We start from the raw sequence: 18,434 nt of genomic DNA, 5'->3' as shown, positions 1-18,434 counted from the left end.
ATTAAATCTTTTTTTGTATGTAACCATCCTGATATTGTTCTTGATATTTAAAAATAAATCCACTATTCTCATCATTTGCTAATATTCTTAAAATAAAGTCATAACCAACTTTAATTTTATCACAAAAGTACAACATGTATTTGGCATAGTTCGCAGCTTGAGATACAGTAACTCTATTGGGAGCTAAAGTCTTAAACAAATCAAAACTATCATTAATATGTTTATAAACCGACTTAGTAATATATTCATAATCATTTGGATTATTGACCCTACTCCCATTATAACAGTCATCATATAGATGAACAATAAATTTATCAATGAAAGAATCAGGAGAAACTACTTTTGAGGTATTAATATCGTTCCAAACAGCCAAATGAGTAAAAAACTTAGTCCCAATATCTGTTAGACCAAATTTATTCCCCTCCGCAAACTTTATAATCTCTAAATCCAGCATCCAGTTCAATCTAGGCATCAATATATGTTCTAAATACACCTTTGCCTTTTCCCAATTACTAATTCGATAATTTATGTCATTAAACTCACGCACTACCTTCATATCCTCATTAAAAATACTCTCTTTATACTCATCTAAACTTGACAATAATTTAACTTGAAAAAAGTCTAACAATTGGGAGTAACTTATCTCTTCTTTTAAAAATATCAACTCTAAAAGATTACTAAAGTAGAAATAATCATTTTTCAATATTCTTTCTATAAAATATAATTTATCAAAATCACTTAACTCAAAAATATTTTCATTTTTTGAAAGGCTCTCCTGAAGAACATGATATACCTTAAAAGATTTACCAATGTAAAACAAATTATTAATTTTTGTTAACATTCCCAAATTAATAGCAACATCAATATAGGGTTTAGCAGAAATTCCAGTTTTTGTTTCAATAACCAACCCCCTCTTAAACTTACTTGTATTTAATAAAGATTGATATTTTAGACAAAAATTTTCAAATTTTTTATTTATTGAATATATAGGTATTCGATTTAACTCGCCAACAAATAAAGATAAAATTTTAAAATAGCCCAATCTTCTAACCTTAGTATTTGTGGAAATAATAGATATTTTTTTATTATCTCTTATTAATTTATTTCTCCTAAAATGGCTAGTATATAAATTAGGAACTTCATTAAGATTCTCATTTTCTAATATCCCTATTAAAAATCTGGCAAGACCTAAATCCCACCATTTATCTTTCACGATCTCAATTGAAAAATAATAGTTACCTGGACTGTAGCACATTGGATCGCCATAATCGATATCAACTAATGTGCAACTTATAATATTAGGCTGAAATAATTCAATTTTTTTTATACAAAAGAACATTTCACTCGTAATCGACCTTCCACTTTCACAATACTCTCTATCACCCAAAAACTCAATCCCTCTTATTGAAAATGACTTGAAATTTATCTTTTGAAGCCTAAGTTTTTCAAAATCTTTTAATGTATCTATATGTACGAAGGAGTAATAATCATCCTCATATTCATCTTCTAAATCTTCATCATCTTCCTCAGTTCTCTCGAACAAATAATAAATAAAGTATTGATTAAACTCAAATACTAATTCCCCCTCATGAACCCATGTACTTTTGCAAATCTTAAAATAAAATTCAAATATTTCTAGCATTTCAAATAAAGCAACTTGCACACCCCACTCCTTCAGCGGCCAAAATATCATCTTGCCAATTATTGGCAGATTTACTTTGTGTGCGGTGGGTTCTTAAATAATGTTCTTTTTTGATGGCGATTACCCGCTCAGGCTGAGCGAGTTCTTCCAAGGTCTCTTCTTGCATCCAAGTATAGCCATCAACCTCATAGGCCATAGCCTTCCTGAAAAGTTGTGGGTGTTGCTCTAAAAGCCATACCCACTCGATCTTTTGCTGATAGAAGCAGAAGAAACAGCCGGATCTACTTCTTGCATACACTCCCTTCTTTAGCTCACCGTCTATCTCTACTTCATAGACAAGCTTCTTATAATAGCCAGGGGCTCCTATTCCTGTATCTTCTAAAATTTGGAACACATCATTCAATCGAATGACATCATCGTTGTCAACCAGCGGAAACGAATCTAATTTCCCTACGGGGTACTCTGTAGTTTTTAGAAATTGAAATACAACCTGATTGAATGCTTTCACTCCTATTCTTAAAAGCGTTTCCAGTTTCTGCTTTTGTGTAAACCGAAAATTTATCGGTTTATATAGGTATTTAATAACGTCATCAAGGTCTTTTCCATCAATTACATGCTTATACAATTCAATTAGCTGATCTATATTTTGATTGGAAAGTACTTTCTTGATCACATCCTCGCTCCAGATATTTTCACGGAAAGGAAATATGGACTGCACATTGGCTTTCTTGGAAATATATCCTTCCCTGTCTTCGTCTCCACGGATGCCCACGTAAGAAATGGTAGGCTCCTCCCCAATATATTCTTCAAAAGGCTCCAGCTTCAGTTTTTTGGTACACCACCTTGCCATGGAGCTGGGAAGATATCCTCCATACAATTCAAGGAAATGATCAAAATTGCTCTCCGCATTGGTGTGATTCTCCTCAATGGGCTTTATCTCAGTGATGCCCCTGCCCAGCGCACTTTTTAATCGCTCAATAAGGGCATAGGTTTCATCAAGCTCTCTGCCTGTATCACTGGTATAGTATTCGATGTCCAGTTGAGGATATAGGTCACGGAGATACAAGGCTAAGGCAGCAGAATCCTTACCCCCAGATATCCCTAAGACGTGTCGCACGTTCTTCATTTACAAAAATCTTTCAACAATCTAACTAAAGCCGCCTTATTAAGCAACTTTTCATTCTTGTTTAGTAAAGTATTCAGCTGCTCATAAAGTTCACCAACTTTCTTCTGTTCATCCGGATTCAAGGTGACCTTGTCATGAAAGACTTTACCAGTCTTATCAATCAGATCAAATGTATAAGCCTCATTTTCTTCCTGTTCCAAAAATTTATGAACCTCCAGCACACGATCTAAATTGGAAAATGCTTCCTTGAAACTATCCAAAAGAATCATCTCCTCCTGATCAGTTATTTGCTCTATGGACTTACCCATGAGTTGATCTGCCAATGATTTAAGCCAACTGTCCCGGTCGTCCAATTTAGACATCAACCGGGTATGAAAGACTTTGAACTTTGGAATCAACAAATGGGATTTGACTCCCTTGTATTTTGACTGTAATACCAATTTGTACTTGGGGAAATCATATTCTTTTGAAGAAGTCACTTTGAGAAGACTGGCCTCAATACGATTCAGCAGTTCATCATACGCTGTCCTAAGCTCATAGATTGCACCGTTCAGTTGGTCTATAAACCCCTTGAGTACGGCACTATCTTCTTCAAAGTTAATTTTCCCATACCCCAGTGCCATTGGGATAGACTCAAATAAGGCCGTTGCCGGATCTTCTGCTTTTTGGATAGCATTTCTAAATCCTTTCGCCTGATCCGTTAACTTATTTGTCTGTAAGGTATATGCCGGTAGCTTTCGATAAAAGCGTACAAAAGCACTAAAGATCCTAATAAAGCTAGTCCCCTGCCCTACACCCTCAGCCATAGCCGTAATCTCCCGATACTGATGAAAAAGGTCAATCTTAACCCCTTCGATCTTATAAGACTTGACACTATAATCAGCTGGTTTCTTATGGATCAAGTCCAATACGTCACTATCGATGTAGGGTACATAACCCCGTTCGTTATGAAAAAGGGCAAAGTCCTCTTTTTTGATAATGAGGAAAATCGGCACCCAAAATTCCACAAATCCCTTTTTCAGTTTGAGGCCACCTGATTTCAATTGTTCGTAGAGCTCATTGAGATTCCTCTTGGAAAAACCCGCAGATTCCATAAATGCTATGCTCTGCCTCCAAAGTGGCCTATAGCTTTGGTCTGTTGGAGCTCCAAGCCCGTAGAGGGAATCTTGAGCGCTATGAATTCCCGTATCTTTCAGTAGGGATAAATAGATGGTCTTTTGGGGAGGGAATCGATCTCTAGGATAGCCTAGGTCTTCCAAATGCGCATTTTCAAGCAAATCCGACAGCAGTGCTTTTCTGGCTGTCATGATCGGGGTACTCAGGTGCTCACGGTTTGCCAGTTCGTTTCTGAATTTGGGAGTAAGCCCATATTTCCCTTCACAGTATTGTGAGATTTTTTTATTGAAGTCCGTCTTAGAAGTGATCTTGATTTCCTCACCATCATAAATCCAATATGAATCCGGGGAACTGGAAAAAAGGTAGCTCTCTATCAATTCGGTAATTTCATTCTCAAGATAGATGAGTTCCTCTAATAGAATATCCTGCGCCTGTATATCATCCTTCGCATCAGATTCCATTACGGTTTTGATCTTGTCAACCTCAAGCAGTAGGCCTCTGATCTTATCCAATGAATTCACCACCACAAAGAGCTGGGGATACTTCAGATTTTTCGAAATCTCAGATAGCTGCTTTTTGATTTCCTTATCCGTGAAGAGAATATTCACATAGCCATCAAGCTCTCCTTCAGGTTCGGAGAAATCAAGCTCTTCTGCAAAGCGGAACTTAAACAGCCTGGGAGTACCAAATATATATTGGTACGCTTTTGCCTGAACGATTGGCAAATCAATGTATCGCTTCAGCTGACCCGTAATAGGCAGTTCCTTGTTTATATTTTTGTCAGCATTCTCAATCGCCTCCTCAATATTAAGAGTCGTCCCGGTCGTAAACTTGAATTTATTGGAGGCATAAGAAAAGAATATTACCCGCTGATTCTTAAGTGTCGTAATCAGCTTTTGGGGATCGGCAATCCCCATGTTCAATCTGGCGTATTTAGAAAGTATCTCCTCATCCCAAGTCCCAAATTCCCGTGCAAATAAATTTACGAGGAGAATTGTCTTGAGCAGCTCTACCAGCTGTACAAGTTCTTTACTGTTGGAAGCAACTAGACTTATTTTTTCAAAAGCTAAAAAAGCTCCTTCCCATTGGGTTTTGTCCTTGTTAAACTTTCTATCCAAAAGGTAGCTGGACAGTGTGTTGTAGAGGTAGTCGTAAACTTTTCCCAAGTGAAATCCCTCGCCACTATTGAGATCCAATCCTTTCAAACCCACCTTCTCATTTGAAGAAAGGAAGGTAAACAAGGAGCGTTCGTTTTGACCATAGCGTGTCAAGGCATTTACCAAAACATAGGCCGAGAGGTAATCCAAAGGATACAGTTTCCGGGCAAGGTCGCCATCGAGGATACCTGTATTATTGATCAAGTTGGATTTTTGAAGGAGGTGCTTCAACTCATCAAACCTACTTTCATCCTTAACCTTGAAACCCATCTCCTGCTGTCGCTCGGCAGCGAGAAAAAGCAGTTGCTCGATTGGCTCGTTGAAACTAACATCCAACAGTCTACCCCTTACTTTTTCCCATTCATTCCGGTCATTGGCTTTGAGGTTGTAGAAATAGGAACCAAAATTCTGATGAAGTGCGGTAATCAGCAGAATATTGTGATCAGGACTATTGGCAAACTCGGCCAGTTCTTGGATGAAATACAATTCAGATCCGGGATCATTGGCGACTGCATATTCCAGAAATTTACCGAATTCATCTATCAGGACAACTACACAGGTATTTGCTTTGGTTTTTGCTGCCAACTGCTGTAAAATAGCCTTGGTAGTATCTTTTTTAACTCCCAGTCTTTCTGCAAAAACTTCTTTAAAGGATCGGCTTTCACCAATGAAATTGACGAACTCAAATGATTTGATCCCATTAAATTGGCCATTGACCGATCCAAAATAAGCATCATTTTTTCCTTCAAGATTTTGCTCCAAAGCCCAAAGAAAACTGGACTTACCTGTCCCATAGGAACCGATAATATTGAAGGCTCTGTGTCCAGTCCTAAAGTTATTGGCAATGCGCTCAAAAACCTGCTTGGCATTAGGCGTGGCGATATAATGAATATCCCTAGCCTGATCCCGAATAATATTGGTAGAAACTGAAAACTCAGTCATTGTAATATCTCTCTAAAATTTCCCACTTGTCCAAACCGGGATCAAGCTGTACTTCTTTTCTTCCCGCATCTTCCTTGAATGTTACTTGCCCTGGAAACAGCTCGCAAAGCAACCCTATATGCCGCTCCACACCCTCATTGGTACAAGCCAATGCATCTCCTACAGTATCAATAATCTCTTCAACAGCGATCGATTCCCGATCCGGAAAAGAATCCAATATGCAATACAGAAAAGCCAAGGAGGGGATCTCCTTCTTATGATCGACTCGAACCTGATAGGTGATTTCCTTGCTCGCATTCGGAACCTCAGTAATCAGATTCAACTCTACGAACATGGAAGAAAGATCATCTTCGATTCCTTTGCCTACCTTATCCTCAACTAGGTACATCTTAATAAATACCTTGATATCGTTTTCCAGGGTTTTGGAGGCAACCTTCCCTTCCGCCTTAAGATTGAGAAACTGTTGTAATTGGGACTTTTGGAATTGATTTCGGTGTCTTGACTTTCTGAACTCCTTGAAGAAGAGTGAATAGATACTCGCTTTCCCCAATTTCACTAAGTGGTATTGCCAAATCCACAGACTTCCGGGGAATTCCAAATATTCGTCCCATCCTCCTCTACTCAGCATGCTATTAGCAAGTTCTGATATATTACCCTCATCATCTTTGACACCAAAAGCCTTGAGCCAAAAGTGGATAGCTGCCACCATATTTTTCCCGACTCCAAGTTTCAGAACTGAGTTTTCTGCTCCAAAATCCCCGTTATCTTCCAGAAAATCAACTCCTTTCTTGAGCCAGAAACTTCGGCAGTGAAAGGTATCGTGTCCGGTGAAGGTGAGTTTTTCGGTGTGCATTGGTAAGTAAAATCTGTACGTATTTTCGTACAAAATAAAGGAAAACAGAGTGAAAATACGGTTTTGCTATATTTATATGTAAATGGAATATCGCAAAACCCTATTAGAGGACTTTAAATCAGAGTTGTAGGGATTAACGGATTGTTTTTTTGGCTCCGACTATATTCCCTCCTCCATTCTTAACTTCAGCAGGCACTTTATTCATGTGACATAAAATATCTTCAATATCAGCACAGCTGATTCTAGGATTCTGAAAAACGGCTGGCAACTCATATCTTTCAAGTGTAGCCGTCTTAATCTTTCTCCCCAATAGCTTTTCAGCGCCAAGTCTAGTTCCGGTATGCAAATAGATTTTTTCGGGAAAAATTTTAAGGTAAGCACCAATACGGGTTGCCGTATCGTAAAAAGTCAGTGAGCCAATATCCGGGACTTTGCAATCTCCCACAATATTCAGTAGCTCGTGAAAAGATTCTGCCTTACTTATGCCATCACTCTGACCTAATAGTAGCCCTGCAAATTTCTCTAAGGCTGTCTTTTGTCTTCTGTACTGGTGAGGATGCCTTTTGCCAAGATGATTTTCTGCCAAAGCTGCAAAGGCTATTGCATCCCGAAGGTTTGGTTGATTGGCGCAATGAATTAGCCAAGAATCAGGATTTCTCGATTTACTTTCGAGAAAATGATCTATTTGAAGTTTTAAAAAATTCATTGTGAGTAAGTTATGATTTTTATGAAATTTCCTTCTCCTTAAATTCTTTTTAAAAAAGAACTAGGGAAACTACCCGTTTTAAGTGCAAGAATTCGCCAACCTCAAGCATTTTGAAGTGGGGTCTTTTCAATTAGGTATGCTACGATTACGTGTAATGTAGATACAGCAAAAAGCTTCATAGAGGCGGTAAATATCTACTTATTATGAATCTTAATTTCATCGTTTATTAGGGCTAATCTTTCATAGGAATCTTTCATTTCCTTTCTTAATCCTTTCAATTCGCTGGAAAACAAAGAGGCATTCACTTTCATATGATTAAATCTAACCAAAGCCTTGCTAGTTAAATCAATTAACTCATTAAAAAAGCTATGATTTAAAAATCTATTCCTCAAGTCCTCTCCAAATGGCACAAGAAAATCTTTTTCATAGTTCCCAATATTTGAACTACCCTCAACTAATTTCATATATTCCCTATGGCTATGAATCAAAAAGCTATAAAAATCAGGATCTTTCGAAGGGTCTTTATTTAAATCATTAATCTTTAAATAAATAACACTTGACAAATAATCAATTTTCTCTTTAATAAACATCTGATCTCTGTATGTAAAGTTCACAGTCTTATCCGCTGAATCGATTGCTTGTTCAAGTCTAAGATATAAAAAATCAATACAATTATAAATATTTTTATAGTTCTTTATTTTCTCATCGCTTTCTGGTATTACTAAGTGATAAGCATGAAACACTTCCTCAGTATCCATATTTTGCAGTCGTTTCAAATTATCACTAGCCTTAATCTTCAATTTGTGTTGTTCAGTTGGATATTGACTTATGTCATTAGCTAATTCTTCAAAATTATCCAGTTGATTACTTAACATTAATAGTGAATCATCCACTAATTGACTCAAGTACTTCAGCCTATCCTTATATCGGTCTTCTTTCGCTTTATTTTCCTTATAAACTTCCTTTCTATCAGCTCTATTGTATATTAAAAATGCCCCCAAAAAACCTAACAAAGTACCTATTACCGTTACCAAAAGACTAACCCAAAAAGAGCTAGCTTCATTGACTAAAGTATCTATTCTATAAAATTCAACCATGTGCTATTTTCATTTAAAGTATCTATTCATAACAATCAAATTTTGCTGAAAACTGAATTCTATTTTTAATTTACTTTCGTCCTTGAAGAATTTATCTTTCGTATTAGAAATAATACTTATATTTTAAATTTCGGTCTTGTTGAAATTTGCATTGTCAATATTTATTTGGTTGATTGGATAAACATAAAGTATATATAAATAGAAGAAGGCAATGGAAACCACTAGGATAACCAATCCAATTATTGATGATGTAATTTTAACCCCATTGCTTATTGATAATTCGATCTCAGTTTTTTCAGCTGGATCTAACTTTGCAAGTTGCTCAATATTTTCAGCATTTGCTAATTTATACAATGCGGCCGTCTGTTTTATAGATTGATAAAACTGAATACCAGAAAACAAAAGACCACATAATACAATAATTATTACAGTAAAGAATATCAATTTTGTTGAAAAGAGCTGCCAATCAAAAGTTTGCTTTCTATGTTTTAGATTCTCAGTGAAATATTGGGAATATTGATTTTCAAAATATTTTTCTCTTGCTATCTCATATTTAAGCTTTGTTATTTCTCTTAAATCTCCATAATAAGATAAAGAATCAGAAAGTGAGGATTTTTCTTTTTTGAGAAATTCATCAAATTCTTCCTCAATCTGTAGAGTAGTATCTTCTTGCATTCCGCAAGCTGATGAAGTAAGAGAAAATAAAATCCAAAAAAAGAATAAATTTCGGTTAACTGATATTCTATTCAATGTAGACATAATACTTTTCATGTAAGAATTTTAAAAACTTTTTACGAAAGACAAACTTTTCGGAGGAGGTATTGATATTTCTACTTACCTCTAATCTTAAATACTTTTCGTAACTCCAACCTTGAAGAACTTCTTGATTTGCAGTTATTAATTTCTTAATAGCTTTACTATACAATTCACAGTCCTTCTCGAGATTTCCTGTACGTTTTGGGAAAACATCTAAATCACTTGCAATACTCCTACAATAAAAGCTAACTTTCTTCTTAGCTCTTAATACCTCTATGTTAGGAATTTGATCTTCACTATTTAATTTTGAATATTCCTTGCAATAAATTTCTGAAAAATCAAGATTAATCACACCATTTTTAATATCAACAGATAGTTTTTTGAATTTTAAAAGATGGATTCTATCTAAATAGTTTTCAAATTGCAGTAACGAATCGAGTTGAAGTAATTCTTGTATAAACTCTTCTTTTTCATTCTCTATTTCTTCAAACTCAGAAAAAGGTCTTAATATATTTGAATCAATAAACGTAGAGTCTTGATTAACTTGACCAAAAATTTTATTGTTATTTAATAACAATATCACATAAATTATCATTAGGAATTTTGTATTCTTCATAGTTTTTGTATCATGTCTAGAAGTTTGAATAAACGCAGGGCGGCTTACTCCGTGATTTTGTGAAGTACTGAAATATTTCTCTGCATTCACACCTTTTTATTACCAATTAAAGTTGGTATTGTCTACATTATCCCCCCTCCTTATTAAATAGAAGGCTACAGTCCATTATTCAAATCGCGCCTTCTATTTAATAATAATTTTGGCCTTAACTGATAATGTGCGATACTGTTGATCATCCAATCCCTTGAGAGGATCAGCACCATTGATCCAATCATGAGCAATACCTAAGCTATTCTGATCATCAGAACCGAATGGTAAGTTTATACCAACTTGAAAATTGAATTGAGAATTTAAATCCCTGTTCGCATCACCAATAAATTCGTTTCTTCCATTGTAACTAAATTGAGCTTTGAAAAGATCAAATCTTTCTACCCATAAATCTGAAAGTATTGGAAGAAGAAATAAGTTAAATTCAAAATCAAATTGTCCCAAAACTGCATTTTCACCTCCTAAATAGGCTAAACCAAAATTATGATTATGCGAGAACATAAAAACCTGAGGGAGCCCTTTACCATATGCTGGAAATAGAGACTTTGTTCTAAATACTTGTGCTCCAACATACCTGTCGAAAGATAATCCAAGAATAGCTTGCAACTCCTCCGTATCCTTAATTTTATCTTCTGACTTTTTGAAATTAAGGGTTACAGGCATTTCAAGTGAAGAGGAACCTATTGGCTCTCTTTGAAGAACGAAGACTTTTCCTACAGAAACCCCAAATTGTCTAACATCTTGTTTCTTTTCAATCAATGTGTTTCGATGCAACTCAGCCGTCAGACCAAAACTCCATCGGCTTATGGCTGTCCCTACACTTGTTTCTATAAAAGCATTCGTAAGCCAACTATTGCTAACTGTATCAGAGGAAGGGAATGTCCCAATAAATTCCGCAGATTGTCCTTTTGTAAAATCATTGTCTGAAGCCTTTGCTATTGTTAATTTGAAAATGACACTATCTCTTGGTTGATTTTGATGAGATTGGGCTGAAGTACTAGATATACTAAGGAGGACAGTGAATGCTAGTGTTATAAACAGAATGTTATGACTTTTCATAGTGATGTTGAATTAGATTAATACAATCATCAATTGTTATTAATTTTCCTATTTCGGTCATAGTAATTCCACTTGGAGTTTTACCAGGTTTGTGAGTATTAACTAACACCTTCAAAATATAGCTTAGTACATAATGCATGCCTTGTGAACTCTCCATAAAATTTTGAGATATTCCAAGGTTTATAATCAACTTAGAAGAAGCTAGAATAGGGTTTCCATTTGTATACGGATGCAAATAATTAATTAGCTGCTGAAAAATAGAGACTCCATTCTGGATATCTTCCTGAATCTCTTGAATAACCTTTTGCAAAACTTCAAAAGTATTTATGTCAAGTGCTTGCGATGCAGCATGTTGTAATGCAGGGACTAAGACATTAGCGTCCGAATCATTTATTTCAAATTCTATTTTCATGAACGTTTTTGTTAAGAAGTTAAAATATCATTGTAAAAATGGGTGATAACAGCAGTCCCGTTTCTGGGTGTAGTTAGATCATTCTGGTGACTGGGTTGAATCCAAAATCCCTCCTAGATATTCATGGCAATTTATAATTGGCTTTTCTACCTCCTCCCATCCTTCCCGAATTGCTTCGTTCTCCTTTAGGAGAAGGCAATAGGCTCTGCTATCATTTCACTATCAGATTCAGAATTAAGTGGGTTTCCGGATTTAAGCCCGGATGGGTGCTATAAAAGTTGGCTGTTCTACCTACCTCACCCCTCCCTCTCCTTAAAGAGAGGGCGATCGATCCTGATCCAGACGTGGATCAGAGATAAGAAGTAAGTTGGTTGTTCTCAATAATTAAAAGGCTTGTGCAATAAAGGGAATAAAATGATAGGAAAACATACCCTATACAGGGTATTTTTTTGGGAAAATGAGAGAAAAATGAGGAGAATTTGAGGTTTTTGGGAGCGGGAATGAAAATCAAAACCTGACACAACTTATCACATCTCCTACTTGGTCATTTTCTTTTAGTCCAGAAACAGCAGATCTTTGTCACTAAGTCAATCCCATTCATATGATGTACAACTGGGCCGAAATCTGCAGTGAGCTTAAGGATCTGGAAAAGCGGGTAGATGCGAAAATAGATGCGATTATTTCTGAGAATGCAAATCCATTTCCCCATGCAAGGATTGATAAGGCTAGACAAATCGAAACTCTTTCCCGGGCATTGAGGCAGTTTATTGAGATGGAACAGGAAAAGGATGCCATGGTGATCCTGCATATGTTAAGGGATATGGGGGTAAAGCTGAAGGCGATGAGGTAGATGTATTTAGCTCAGACCCTAAAATTTCCTCAATTCCATAGGAACTTCACCTCCCGAATGCTTTTGGGAAGTGATTCATTGTTTCCCGAAATATCGGGAGAGGCAGTGCCGCGCACGCAACGAAAGCTTAGTTGTTAGCGGTAGTTTTACTTCATGGCTTTCTTCATAAGTTTTAACGCCCAATCGTAATGACTGGAAGTAGCAGAAACCAAATAAGCTCCTAATGAAGTTGTTCCTGTCCATTTGTATTTTTTCTTTTGAAAAAGTTCCTCATTGGAATGATTATTAATAATTCCTTGAACATCATTAAAGGATTTATCAAGTGATTTTCTGACTTTTTTCAATTCCGTTGTCCTGTATGTTTCCCAAATCTTTCTGTTTAACTCAGGAGTTGTTTTCCAGGTATACCCTTGTGCAGGCATCTCAGGTTTATCACCTTTCATTCCAATAGTGTACCACGCTATCATCATTAAATGCCAATGATATAAGTGAGCGAGAACATCCCTAAAATTTCGGTTCATTGTTCCTTTGGGAAATTCTTTGTTTTTGTCTTCTTCCGTGAAAGAATCAACAAAATCGTTCAGGTCTTTAAAATTCTTTTGACTCAGTGTCAATAAGTCCTTTTTGTCTGTTGGTCTTGGCATAATTCTACTTTAATACAGTAGTAATATCTCTCAAATGTTTTGTAATGATTCAACTATTTCATTTTATCTTGCTGGGGATAGTCCGGCAAAATCGAGGCAGTGGATGAATACATGTAGTTTTTTCATTTATATTCAATTAAATAAGGAGCTACCTCAACAGTTATTTCCATTGTGATTTTTGACTTAATCGAATGGGTAATCAAACAAGCGTTTTCCGCCTTTTTTATAATTCGTGTTGCCTTGTCCCTATACTGTTCACTATGGATAACCACAGTAGGTTTTAGCAGGATTTCGCTCATCATCAAAACTCCTTCCACGGTTTCTAATTTTCCTTTTGCCTTACAGCTAAAGCTTGCAAACTCCAGTGTTGAATTTTCCGCAATGGCTAAAAAGGTAGTCATTAAGCAACCGCTTACCGCAGCTACAAACAGGTGCTCCGGAGACCAAATTCCTTCCATACCTTTTGGGAATTCCGGCGGGGTGGCTACTTCGATGCAAAGCCCGTTTTTCCTGTTCAATTCGGGAGAACAGACAATGCCTTTGCGACTGTTTTCCCAATTGATATCTACATTATAAAAGTGGGGTTCCATGGTTTGTCCTTAATTGCTATGAGCAGGATTATTAACTTGCTCCAAAGAGAGCTTTTTGGTGCAGAAAAACCAATCAGTGCAGGTAATGCCTTCTTCTTTGGTCTCCATTCTATCATTGGCAACGCCACAAGAGCCTGCAGTTGGCACGATCACATCATCACCCGGTTGCCAATCCGCAGGTGTTGCAATGTTGTAGGCATCGGCCGTTTGCATAGCGATAAGCGCTCTTTTTAATTCATCAAAATTTCTACCCATTGATAGTGGGTAATAAATAATGGCACGGATCATTCCTTTTGGATCGATATAGAAGACTGCACGGACTGCTTTAGTGGAACTCTCTCCCGGTTGTATCATTCCATATTTTTTCGCCACCGACATGGTAATATCTTCAATCAATGGAAATTTGACTTCCATGTTTTTCATGCCTTTGAATTCAATTTTGTCTTTAATGGTCCTGAGCCAGGCAATATGGCTGTATAAGCCATCTATGGACAAACCTACCAACTGACAGTTCAACGCTGAAAATTCCGGCTCTAGTTTGGCAAACGTCATAAACTCTGAGGTGCAAACAGGCGTAAAATCTGCCGGATGACTGAAAAGAATTACCCATTTACCTTTATAGTCTGCAGGAAAATTGATTTCTCCCTGTGTGGTGATGGCTTTAAATTCAGGAGCCTTATCTCCTATGCGAGGCATGGCCACTGCTACTTCTTGTTCTAAGCTTTCCATTTTTTGTTTTTCTTATCCTTGTAGATTTTATAGTAATGTCACATACAAGGGTACAATGATTTAGATGCATTATCTATGATCTTAATCATATGGACAGAAGACCACAATCAGCAACCATATCGTAATACAATCCAAACTGATAAGATCAACTGTACTTTCGCCGTATTTGACTACTGTTGGCCAACTATGAACTCACGCTCGAAGGTTACAGGTACGGCTTCCGTCACGGAAAGAATATCCATAAGGAAATAACACAAGCTCTTGATAGGTATTCGTTCAGCTTATTACAGGATTGTCATACTCAATTTCGGTGATGTAAAATTTTGCATAACTGAAATCGCCCTTTTCCAATCTCCAAAGAACTTCAAAGGTTGTCCTTCCGTTAAAATGTGGTTAAAATATCTTTGCACCGGTTCTGGCAAACCGTCTATTTGGCTTTTGTGAAATTGTTGTTGAGATATACTTTTTGATAAATAAAAAAGTTCATTTACTTGTTTACGAAATTTTATGGATAAGTTTATTTTGCCAATGATTAAGACTACTAGTATAAGTCCGAGAATTGAAAATACAATTACCATAATATTCATTTTTTGTAAAGTGTTCTGATCTGGGGCAACAGTGCCACGAAAATGATAGGTATGGCATATAACATGTAGAAAGTTTGTAGCCAGCTTGTGCCCTGTATGTAAATTGTTTCAACTTGTATCCAAATAATTAGTGCGAAAGCTATGTAAATACTGAATGACCAACCCCAATACATATCTTTAAAGAAGTTGAAATATTCAGCAAATCTGTTTGAAGGCTTTTTAAGTAAAGCTACCGCCAAAAGACATGGGGAAATCCCTAAAACCAAAAACAGAATAATGCCAGGTATTAGAAAGTCATTGAAAGGTGATTGGTCTAAAATTGATAAGGGCAAACCACCTAATAATTCTCCTGATGGTGAGATGATGAGCAATGCACCACCACCTAAGGCGCCTACGCCTAGAAATAGTAATAAGAAAATAAAAATAGCTCTTGCAGTTGCTGGCTTCATACTTTAAAATTAATTTTGATTTTTCCCTTAAGCCTCAACTTCATCAAGCCACTTTTTTCTTTTCAAATCATCTGATGATTTCACAGGGGCAGAGGCAGAAATTTTAACTGGTTTTATGCCACAAAATTCCAAGACACCGGTTTTCATGGCGTTGTGTCCTGCATTTCTGTTCATTAACCAATAATACCATTTAGACGTGTCCATGGTCACTGTTAATTTTGCCGTTTTTCCTCCTCTAGGTGTAGTCAAAACGCTCGTGGAGACAGGGTGAAGTTTGCCTGCCCTACAAGCTGGCCCTTCGCTAGATTAGTCCACCGGACTAATCCTAAACGCTCAGTCCTCCTACAAGCTGGCCCTTCGCTAGATTAGTCCACCGGACTAATCCTAAACGCTCAGTCCTCCTACAAGCTGGCCCAAGGCTAAAATCTTTCGTAGGAAAATTTCTTACGGCTTGTCCTACCCTAATATTCTTACCAATTTGTAATTGGCTGACGACCTCACCCCAACCCTCTTCCCGATTCTCGGGACGGGCTCTGAAGAGAGAGGGCGATCGTTTTGTACTATCATCCATATATCAGTTTCAAATGGTGCTTGATGGTTTCCGGATTTATGCCCGGATGGGTGATAAAAGTTGGTGTAGTCACTTCGCTCCCTAACCGTATACGTTCTCGGGATTAAAGGTATAGGAAAAGACATCTTTACGGAAACTACTGACCGCACCATGTTTTCTTAGGTGCTGTTGTGCCCAGTTATCTTATATATCCAAGTCCTTTTAAAAATAAATCTATCTGGATAAATGCTTTTTTTGAAATCTCCTCGTCTGGTTTTGGCCATCCATTATCCGGTAAGGGAGTAAACAAATGTCCAACACTATCGTATACATGAAGCTCACAGATATTATTATTTTTAATCATTTCATCCCTGAATAATTCTGAATTTTTTAAAGGAGTTACAGAGTCATCTCTACCGATCACAATGATTGTTGGAGGCATATTCTTTTTAATATGCTGGGCAGGAGAATAGTCAATCGGCTTACCTCTTTCTAAAAGTAACTGTTTAAACCATTCATCATTCAAAATTGAAACTGCCGGAGATTGAAGAATCAGCGCATTTGGCTTACTTGATATAGATGAATCTGAAGTGTATTTGGGAAAAACAGCGGCACCGGCAACTAGGTGTCCTCCAGCAGACCACCCAAAAGCTGCAATACTGTCTTTATTGATATTCAATCTATTTGCATTTTCTCTTGCCCAAATAAAAAAATCCCTGGCATCTTCCATTGCATCTATCGGAGTAATGTTTTCTTTATTGGAAATTCTGTATTCTACAGAAATTGAAACCATTCCCAATTCTGCATATTTATCAGCATATCCAAAACCCCATGAAGGTTCTCCCATTGCCCAGCCTCCTCCATGGAATATTGCAATTGATGGTCGTGATTCCTTATCAGAGATATCTTTGGGTAAAAAGACATATGCTTTTAAGGTATCAGTTTCAATGGTTTTGTAAATAAACTCAAGTGGAGAAGAGTTCTCTTGAGCTTTAGCTGTTCCATAAAGAAGGATAAGTAATATCAAAATTTTATTTTTCATGTGTTTATAATTGATTTTTAATGGTCACATGGAATCTCGCATGGCAGATAATCATCCCAGTGTGTGATCCCGTACGTACGGGATCATGCTTGATTTCATATGATTATATTTTTTTCTTAAAGGTCATATGGAATCTCGCTTCACAGATAATCATTCCTCCGTGTGGCTCTCGAGTCATGCTCGATTTCATGTGTTTATATTTTGATTTTTAATGGTCATAACCTGTCCCGTGACGAAGGAAACGGGATAGCCTGTCCCGTCCGCCGCGGCGGATCGGGAGAATCTCGCACGGTGAATAATCATCCCACTCCCGAAGCAAGCTCGGGACAAGTTGTGTGTTCCCGTAGGTACGCATGCCTGGCCTCAGGCGGGCTCGATTTCATCTTATAAATATTAAATTCTTGAAATGGTGTTTTTCGTTTCGTTAATTGGGCACAACGGCCAAGCATAAAAGCACCAGTGGATTTCAATGCGATTACCTGTCCGTTACTACCAAAGTTTATTAATTGCGCAAACCTCAAATTTCCCCCTTTACCCGCTATTGCTTTTATACAATTTCGTAACCAGTTTACCTTTAGAAAGATAGAAATATTAAATCTTATTCATTTCATTTTTCCTTTCCGGTTTTTGCTCATTTCTTCTAATTGAAGACCAATACTTTCTTTCCAGTAGACATTAGGGTTATAATCTAACGTCATTTTCGACAAGCTGCTACGACTGCATATTCCAAGCTTGGATTGTTTTGCAATGCTTCCACCACATGACTGCCTGTTATTCTGAGCGAAAAGATGCGAAGACAGAAGTACCAAAAGCGTAATTAAGATAGCTTTCATAGTGCTTATTTTACAATTAAAAAAATAGATTCAATAGTAGGATGGTCCCCAAAGTGTTTGCCGTAATATGCCATCTGAATGATACCATCAGGATCTACCAGAAAGCTTGCAGGCATCAATTTTGGGTCAGCATCAACTTCAATGTTTTTATGCTCGTTTCTGATGGCATTAACTATTAATTGAGGATGAAGCAGGAGTCTAACAGCTCCAATAAATGAAGATTCTGTAACCCCATAAGCCTTATAAATGCTCTTATTCTCGTCAGAAAGCATGGGGAAAGGAGATTTTTCACCTCCTGCATGATTTAGGAGCTTATATTTGTCAGAAGGCCAAATAGATATAACTTCAATAGTGTGTTTCTCGAAGAGTTCATAGTTCCGTATCAATTCATTTGTCCTCAAATTGCAAAACGGACATGCTGCAAAACGATGAAATGATAAAAAAATCCATTTGTCATTTGCCGGTACACTGATTTTGTGCCCCCATAAATCAGTTGTCTGAATCACAGGAGCGGTGTCTCCTACCTTGATCATTCTTTTCATATGTTTATAATTTTTCTGTCACTTCATTTTTATATTTTTAGGTAAGGGTAAGAAAACGCTAAGAAGTTAAATTTTCATATTCATGCTC

At 36.9% G+C, this 18,434-nt stretch carries 19 protein-coding genes; 1 reads left to right on the top strand and 18 read right to left on the bottom strand.

What is annotated here, in order from left to right:
• Position 1: 1 nt before the first annotated feature.
• The 10 genes from J2X69_RS00095 to J2X69_RS00050 form a co-directional block, all read right to left on the bottom strand.
• Positions 2-1,693 (bottom strand): hypothetical protein, encoded by a 1,692-nt coding sequence (locus J2X69_RS00095; RefSeq protein ID WP_310096615.1) that lies wholly within the window; start codon positions 1,691-1,693, stop codon positions 2-4.
• Entirely contained in the window at positions 1,644-2,768 is a 1,125-nt protein-coding gene (locus tag J2X69_RS00090; protein ID WP_310096613.1) for a phosphoadenosine phosphosulfate reductase family protein, read from the bottom strand. Before J2X69_RS00090 ends, J2X69_RS00095 begins: the two co-directional genes overlap by 50 nt.
• On the bottom strand, positions 2,765-5,983 hold the full coding sequence (locus tag J2X69_RS00085) for a hypothetical protein (RefSeq protein WP_310096611.1): 3,219 nt from the start codon (positions 5,981-5,983) through the stop codon (positions 2,765-2,767). Before J2X69_RS00085 ends, J2X69_RS00090 begins: the two co-directional genes overlap by 4 nt.
• Positions 5,976-6,836 carry a DUF4007 family protein gene (locus J2X69_RS00080; protein ID WP_310096609.1) on the bottom strand — a complete coding sequence of 287 codons (861 nt, stop codon included), beginning with the start codon at positions 6,834-6,836 and terminating at the stop codon, positions 5,976-5,978. The genes J2X69_RS00085 and J2X69_RS00080 overlap by 8 nt, the downstream gene beginning before the upstream one ends.
• A 133-nt stretch (positions 6,837-6,969) precedes the next feature.
• Positions 6,970-7,542, bottom strand: a complete 573-nt coding sequence (locus tag J2X69_RS00075; protein ID WP_310096607.1) for a hypothetical protein — start codon at positions 7,540-7,542, stop codon at positions 6,970-6,972.
• Between the two features lie 194 nt (positions 7,543-7,736).
• Positions 7,737-8,639, bottom strand: coding sequence for a hypothetical protein (locus J2X69_RS00070; RefSeq protein ID WP_310096605.1), 903 nt, complete (start codon positions 8,637-8,639; stop codon positions 7,737-7,739).
• Positions 8,640-8,762: 123 nt separating this feature from the next.
• On the bottom strand, positions 8,763-9,410 hold the full coding sequence (locus J2X69_RS00065; protein ID WP_310096602.1) for a hypothetical protein: 648 nt from the start codon (positions 9,408-9,410) through the stop codon (positions 8,763-8,765).
• Positions 9,382-10,011: a hypothetical protein gene (locus tag J2X69_RS00060; protein WP_310096600.1), complete on the bottom strand. Its 630-nt coding sequence runs from the start codon at positions 10,009-10,011 to the stop codon at positions 9,382-9,384. The genes J2X69_RS00065 and J2X69_RS00060 overlap by 29 nt, the downstream gene beginning before the upstream one ends.
• A 183-nt stretch (positions 10,012-10,194) precedes the next feature.
• A complete protein-coding gene (locus J2X69_RS00055; protein ID WP_310096597.1) occupies positions 10,195-11,118 on the bottom strand; it encodes a hypothetical protein in 924 nt (307 codons plus the stop codon).
• Positions 11,105-11,530, bottom strand: a complete 426-nt coding sequence (locus J2X69_RS00050; protein ID WP_310096595.1) for a hypothetical protein — start codon at positions 11,528-11,530, stop codon at positions 11,105-11,107. Before J2X69_RS00050 ends, J2X69_RS00055 begins: the two co-directional genes overlap by 14 nt.
• A gap of 601 nt (positions 11,531-12,131) precedes the next feature.
• Here J2X69_RS00050 and J2X69_RS00045 point away from each other — a divergent pair.
• A complete protein-coding gene (locus tag J2X69_RS00045; RefSeq protein ID WP_310096593.1) occupies positions 12,132-12,380 on the top strand; it encodes a hypothetical protein in 249 nt (82 codons plus the stop codon).
• 146 nt (positions 12,381-12,526) lie between these two features.
• On the opposite strand, the gene J2X69_RS00040 is transcribed toward J2X69_RS00045, so the two are convergent.
• The 8 genes from J2X69_RS00040 to J2X69_RS00005 form a co-directional block, all read right to left on the bottom strand.
• Entirely contained in the window at positions 12,527-13,024 is a 498-nt protein-coding gene (locus tag J2X69_RS00040; RefSeq protein WP_310096591.1) for a ClbS/DfsB family four-helix bundle protein, read from the bottom strand.
• A 122-nt stretch (positions 13,025-13,146) separates the two neighbouring features.
• On the bottom strand, positions 13,147-13,614 hold the full coding sequence (locus J2X69_RS00035) for an OsmC family protein (RefSeq protein ID WP_310096588.1): 468 nt from the start codon (positions 13,612-13,614) through the stop codon (positions 13,147-13,149).
• A gap of 9 nt (positions 13,615-13,623) precedes the next feature.
• Complete coding sequence (locus J2X69_RS00030) at positions 13,624-14,343, bottom strand: peroxiredoxin (RefSeq protein WP_310096586.1); 720 nt, start codon at positions 14,341-14,343, stop codon at positions 13,624-13,626.
• Between the two features lie 583 nt (positions 14,344-14,926).
• A complete protein-coding gene (locus J2X69_RS00025; RefSeq protein WP_310096584.1) occupies positions 14,927-15,379 on the bottom strand; it encodes a hypothetical protein in 453 nt (150 codons plus the stop codon).
• Positions 15,380-15,406: 27 nt separating this feature from the next.
• Positions 15,407-15,583 carry a hypothetical protein gene (locus J2X69_RS00020; RefSeq protein WP_310096581.1) on the bottom strand — a complete coding sequence of 59 codons (177 nt, stop codon included), beginning with the start codon at positions 15,581-15,583 and terminating at the stop codon, positions 15,407-15,409.
• 545 nt (positions 15,584-16,128) lie between these two features.
• Positions 16,129-16,971 carry an alpha/beta hydrolase gene (locus J2X69_RS00015; RefSeq protein WP_310096579.1) on the bottom strand — a complete coding sequence of 281 codons (843 nt, stop codon included), beginning with the start codon at positions 16,969-16,971 and terminating at the stop codon, positions 16,129-16,131.
• A 602-nt stretch (positions 16,972-17,573) separates the two neighbouring features.
• The gene (locus tag J2X69_RS00010; RefSeq protein WP_310096577.1) at positions 17,574-17,804 is read right to left on the bottom strand and encodes a hypothetical protein; all 231 of its coding nucleotides are present in this window, start codon (positions 17,802-17,804) and stop codon (positions 17,574-17,576) included.
• Positions 17,805-17,809: 5 nt separating this feature from the next.
• Positions 17,810-18,346 (bottom strand): redoxin domain-containing protein, encoded by a 537-nt coding sequence (locus J2X69_RS00005; protein ID WP_310096575.1) that lies wholly within the window; start codon positions 18,344-18,346, stop codon positions 17,810-17,812.
• Positions 18,347-18,434 lie beyond the last annotated feature (88 nt).

Source organism: Algoriphagus sp. 4150, assembly GCF_031457395.1.
Taxonomy (GTDB): domain Bacteria; phylum Bacteroidota; class Bacteroidia; order Cytophagales; family Cyclobacteriaceae; genus Algoriphagus.
This window is presented reverse-complemented; position numbering and strand designations above follow the sequence as displayed.

Coding starts and splice junctions, on each gene's coding strand:
- J2X69_RS00050 (WP_310096595.1), bottom strand. CDS start 11,530: ATGAAAATAGAATTTGAAATAAATGATTCGGACGCTAATGTCTTAGTC.
- J2X69_RS00035 (WP_310096588.1), bottom strand. CDS start 13,614: ATGGAACCCCACTTTTATAATGTAGATATCAATTGGGAAAACAGTCGC.
- J2X69_RS00025 (WP_310096584.1), bottom strand. CDS start 15,379: ATGAAGCCAGCAACTGCAAGAGCTATTTTTATTTTCTTATTACTATTT.
- J2X69_RS00055 (WP_310096597.1), bottom strand. CDS start 11,118: ATGAAAAGTCATAACATTCTGTTTATAACACTAGCATTCACTGTCCTC.
- J2X69_RS00045 (WP_310096593.1), top strand. CDS start 12,132: ATGATGTACAACTGGGCCGAAATCTGCAGTGAGCTTAAGGATCTGGAA.
- J2X69_RS00065 (WP_310096602.1), bottom strand. CDS start 9,410: ATGAAAAGTATTATGTCTACATTGAATAGAATATCAGTTAACCGAAAT.
- J2X69_RS00010 (WP_310096577.1), bottom strand. CDS start 17,804: ATGAAAGCTATCTTAATTACGCTTTTGGTACTTCTGTCTTCGCATCTT.
- J2X69_RS00080 (WP_310096609.1), bottom strand. CDS start 6,836: ATGCACACCGAAAAACTCACCTTCACCGGACACGATACCTTTCACTGC.
- J2X69_RS00020 (WP_310096581.1), bottom strand. CDS start 15,583: ATGGACACGTCTAAATGGTATTATTGGTTAATGAACAGAAATGCAGGA.
- J2X69_RS00075 (WP_310096607.1), bottom strand. CDS start 7,542: ATGAATTTTTTAAAACTTCAAATAGATCATTTTCTCGAAAGTAAATCG.
- J2X69_RS00005 (WP_310096575.1), bottom strand. CDS start 18,346: ATGAAAAGAATGATCAAGGTAGGAGACACCGCTCCTGTGATTCAGACA.
- J2X69_RS00090 (WP_310096613.1), bottom strand. CDS start 2,768: ATGAAGAACGTGCGACACGTCTTAGGGATATCTGGGGGTAAGGATTCT.
- J2X69_RS00030 (WP_310096586.1), bottom strand. CDS start 14,343: ATGGAAAGCTTAGAACAAGAAGTAGCAGTGGCCATGCCTCGCATAGGA.
- J2X69_RS00085 (WP_310096611.1), bottom strand. CDS start 5,983: ATGACTGAGTTTTCAGTTTCTACCAATATTATTCGGGATCAGGCTAGG.
- J2X69_RS00060 (WP_310096600.1), bottom strand. CDS start 10,011: ATGAAGAATACAAAATTCCTAATGATAATTTATGTGATATTGTTATTA.
- J2X69_RS00095 (WP_310096615.1), bottom strand. CDS start 1,693: ATGATATTTTGGCCGCTGAAGGAGTGGGGTGTGCAAGTTGCTTTATTT.
- J2X69_RS00015 (WP_310096579.1), bottom strand. CDS start 16,971: ATGAAAAATAAAATTTTGATATTACTTATCCTTCTTTATGGAACAGCT.
- J2X69_RS00040 (WP_310096591.1), bottom strand. CDS start 13,024: ATGCCAAGACCAACAGACAAAAAGGACTTATTGACACTGAGTCAAAAG.
- J2X69_RS00070 (WP_310096605.1), bottom strand. CDS start 8,639: ATGGTTGAATTTTATAGAATAGATACTTTAGTCAATGAAGCTAGCTCT.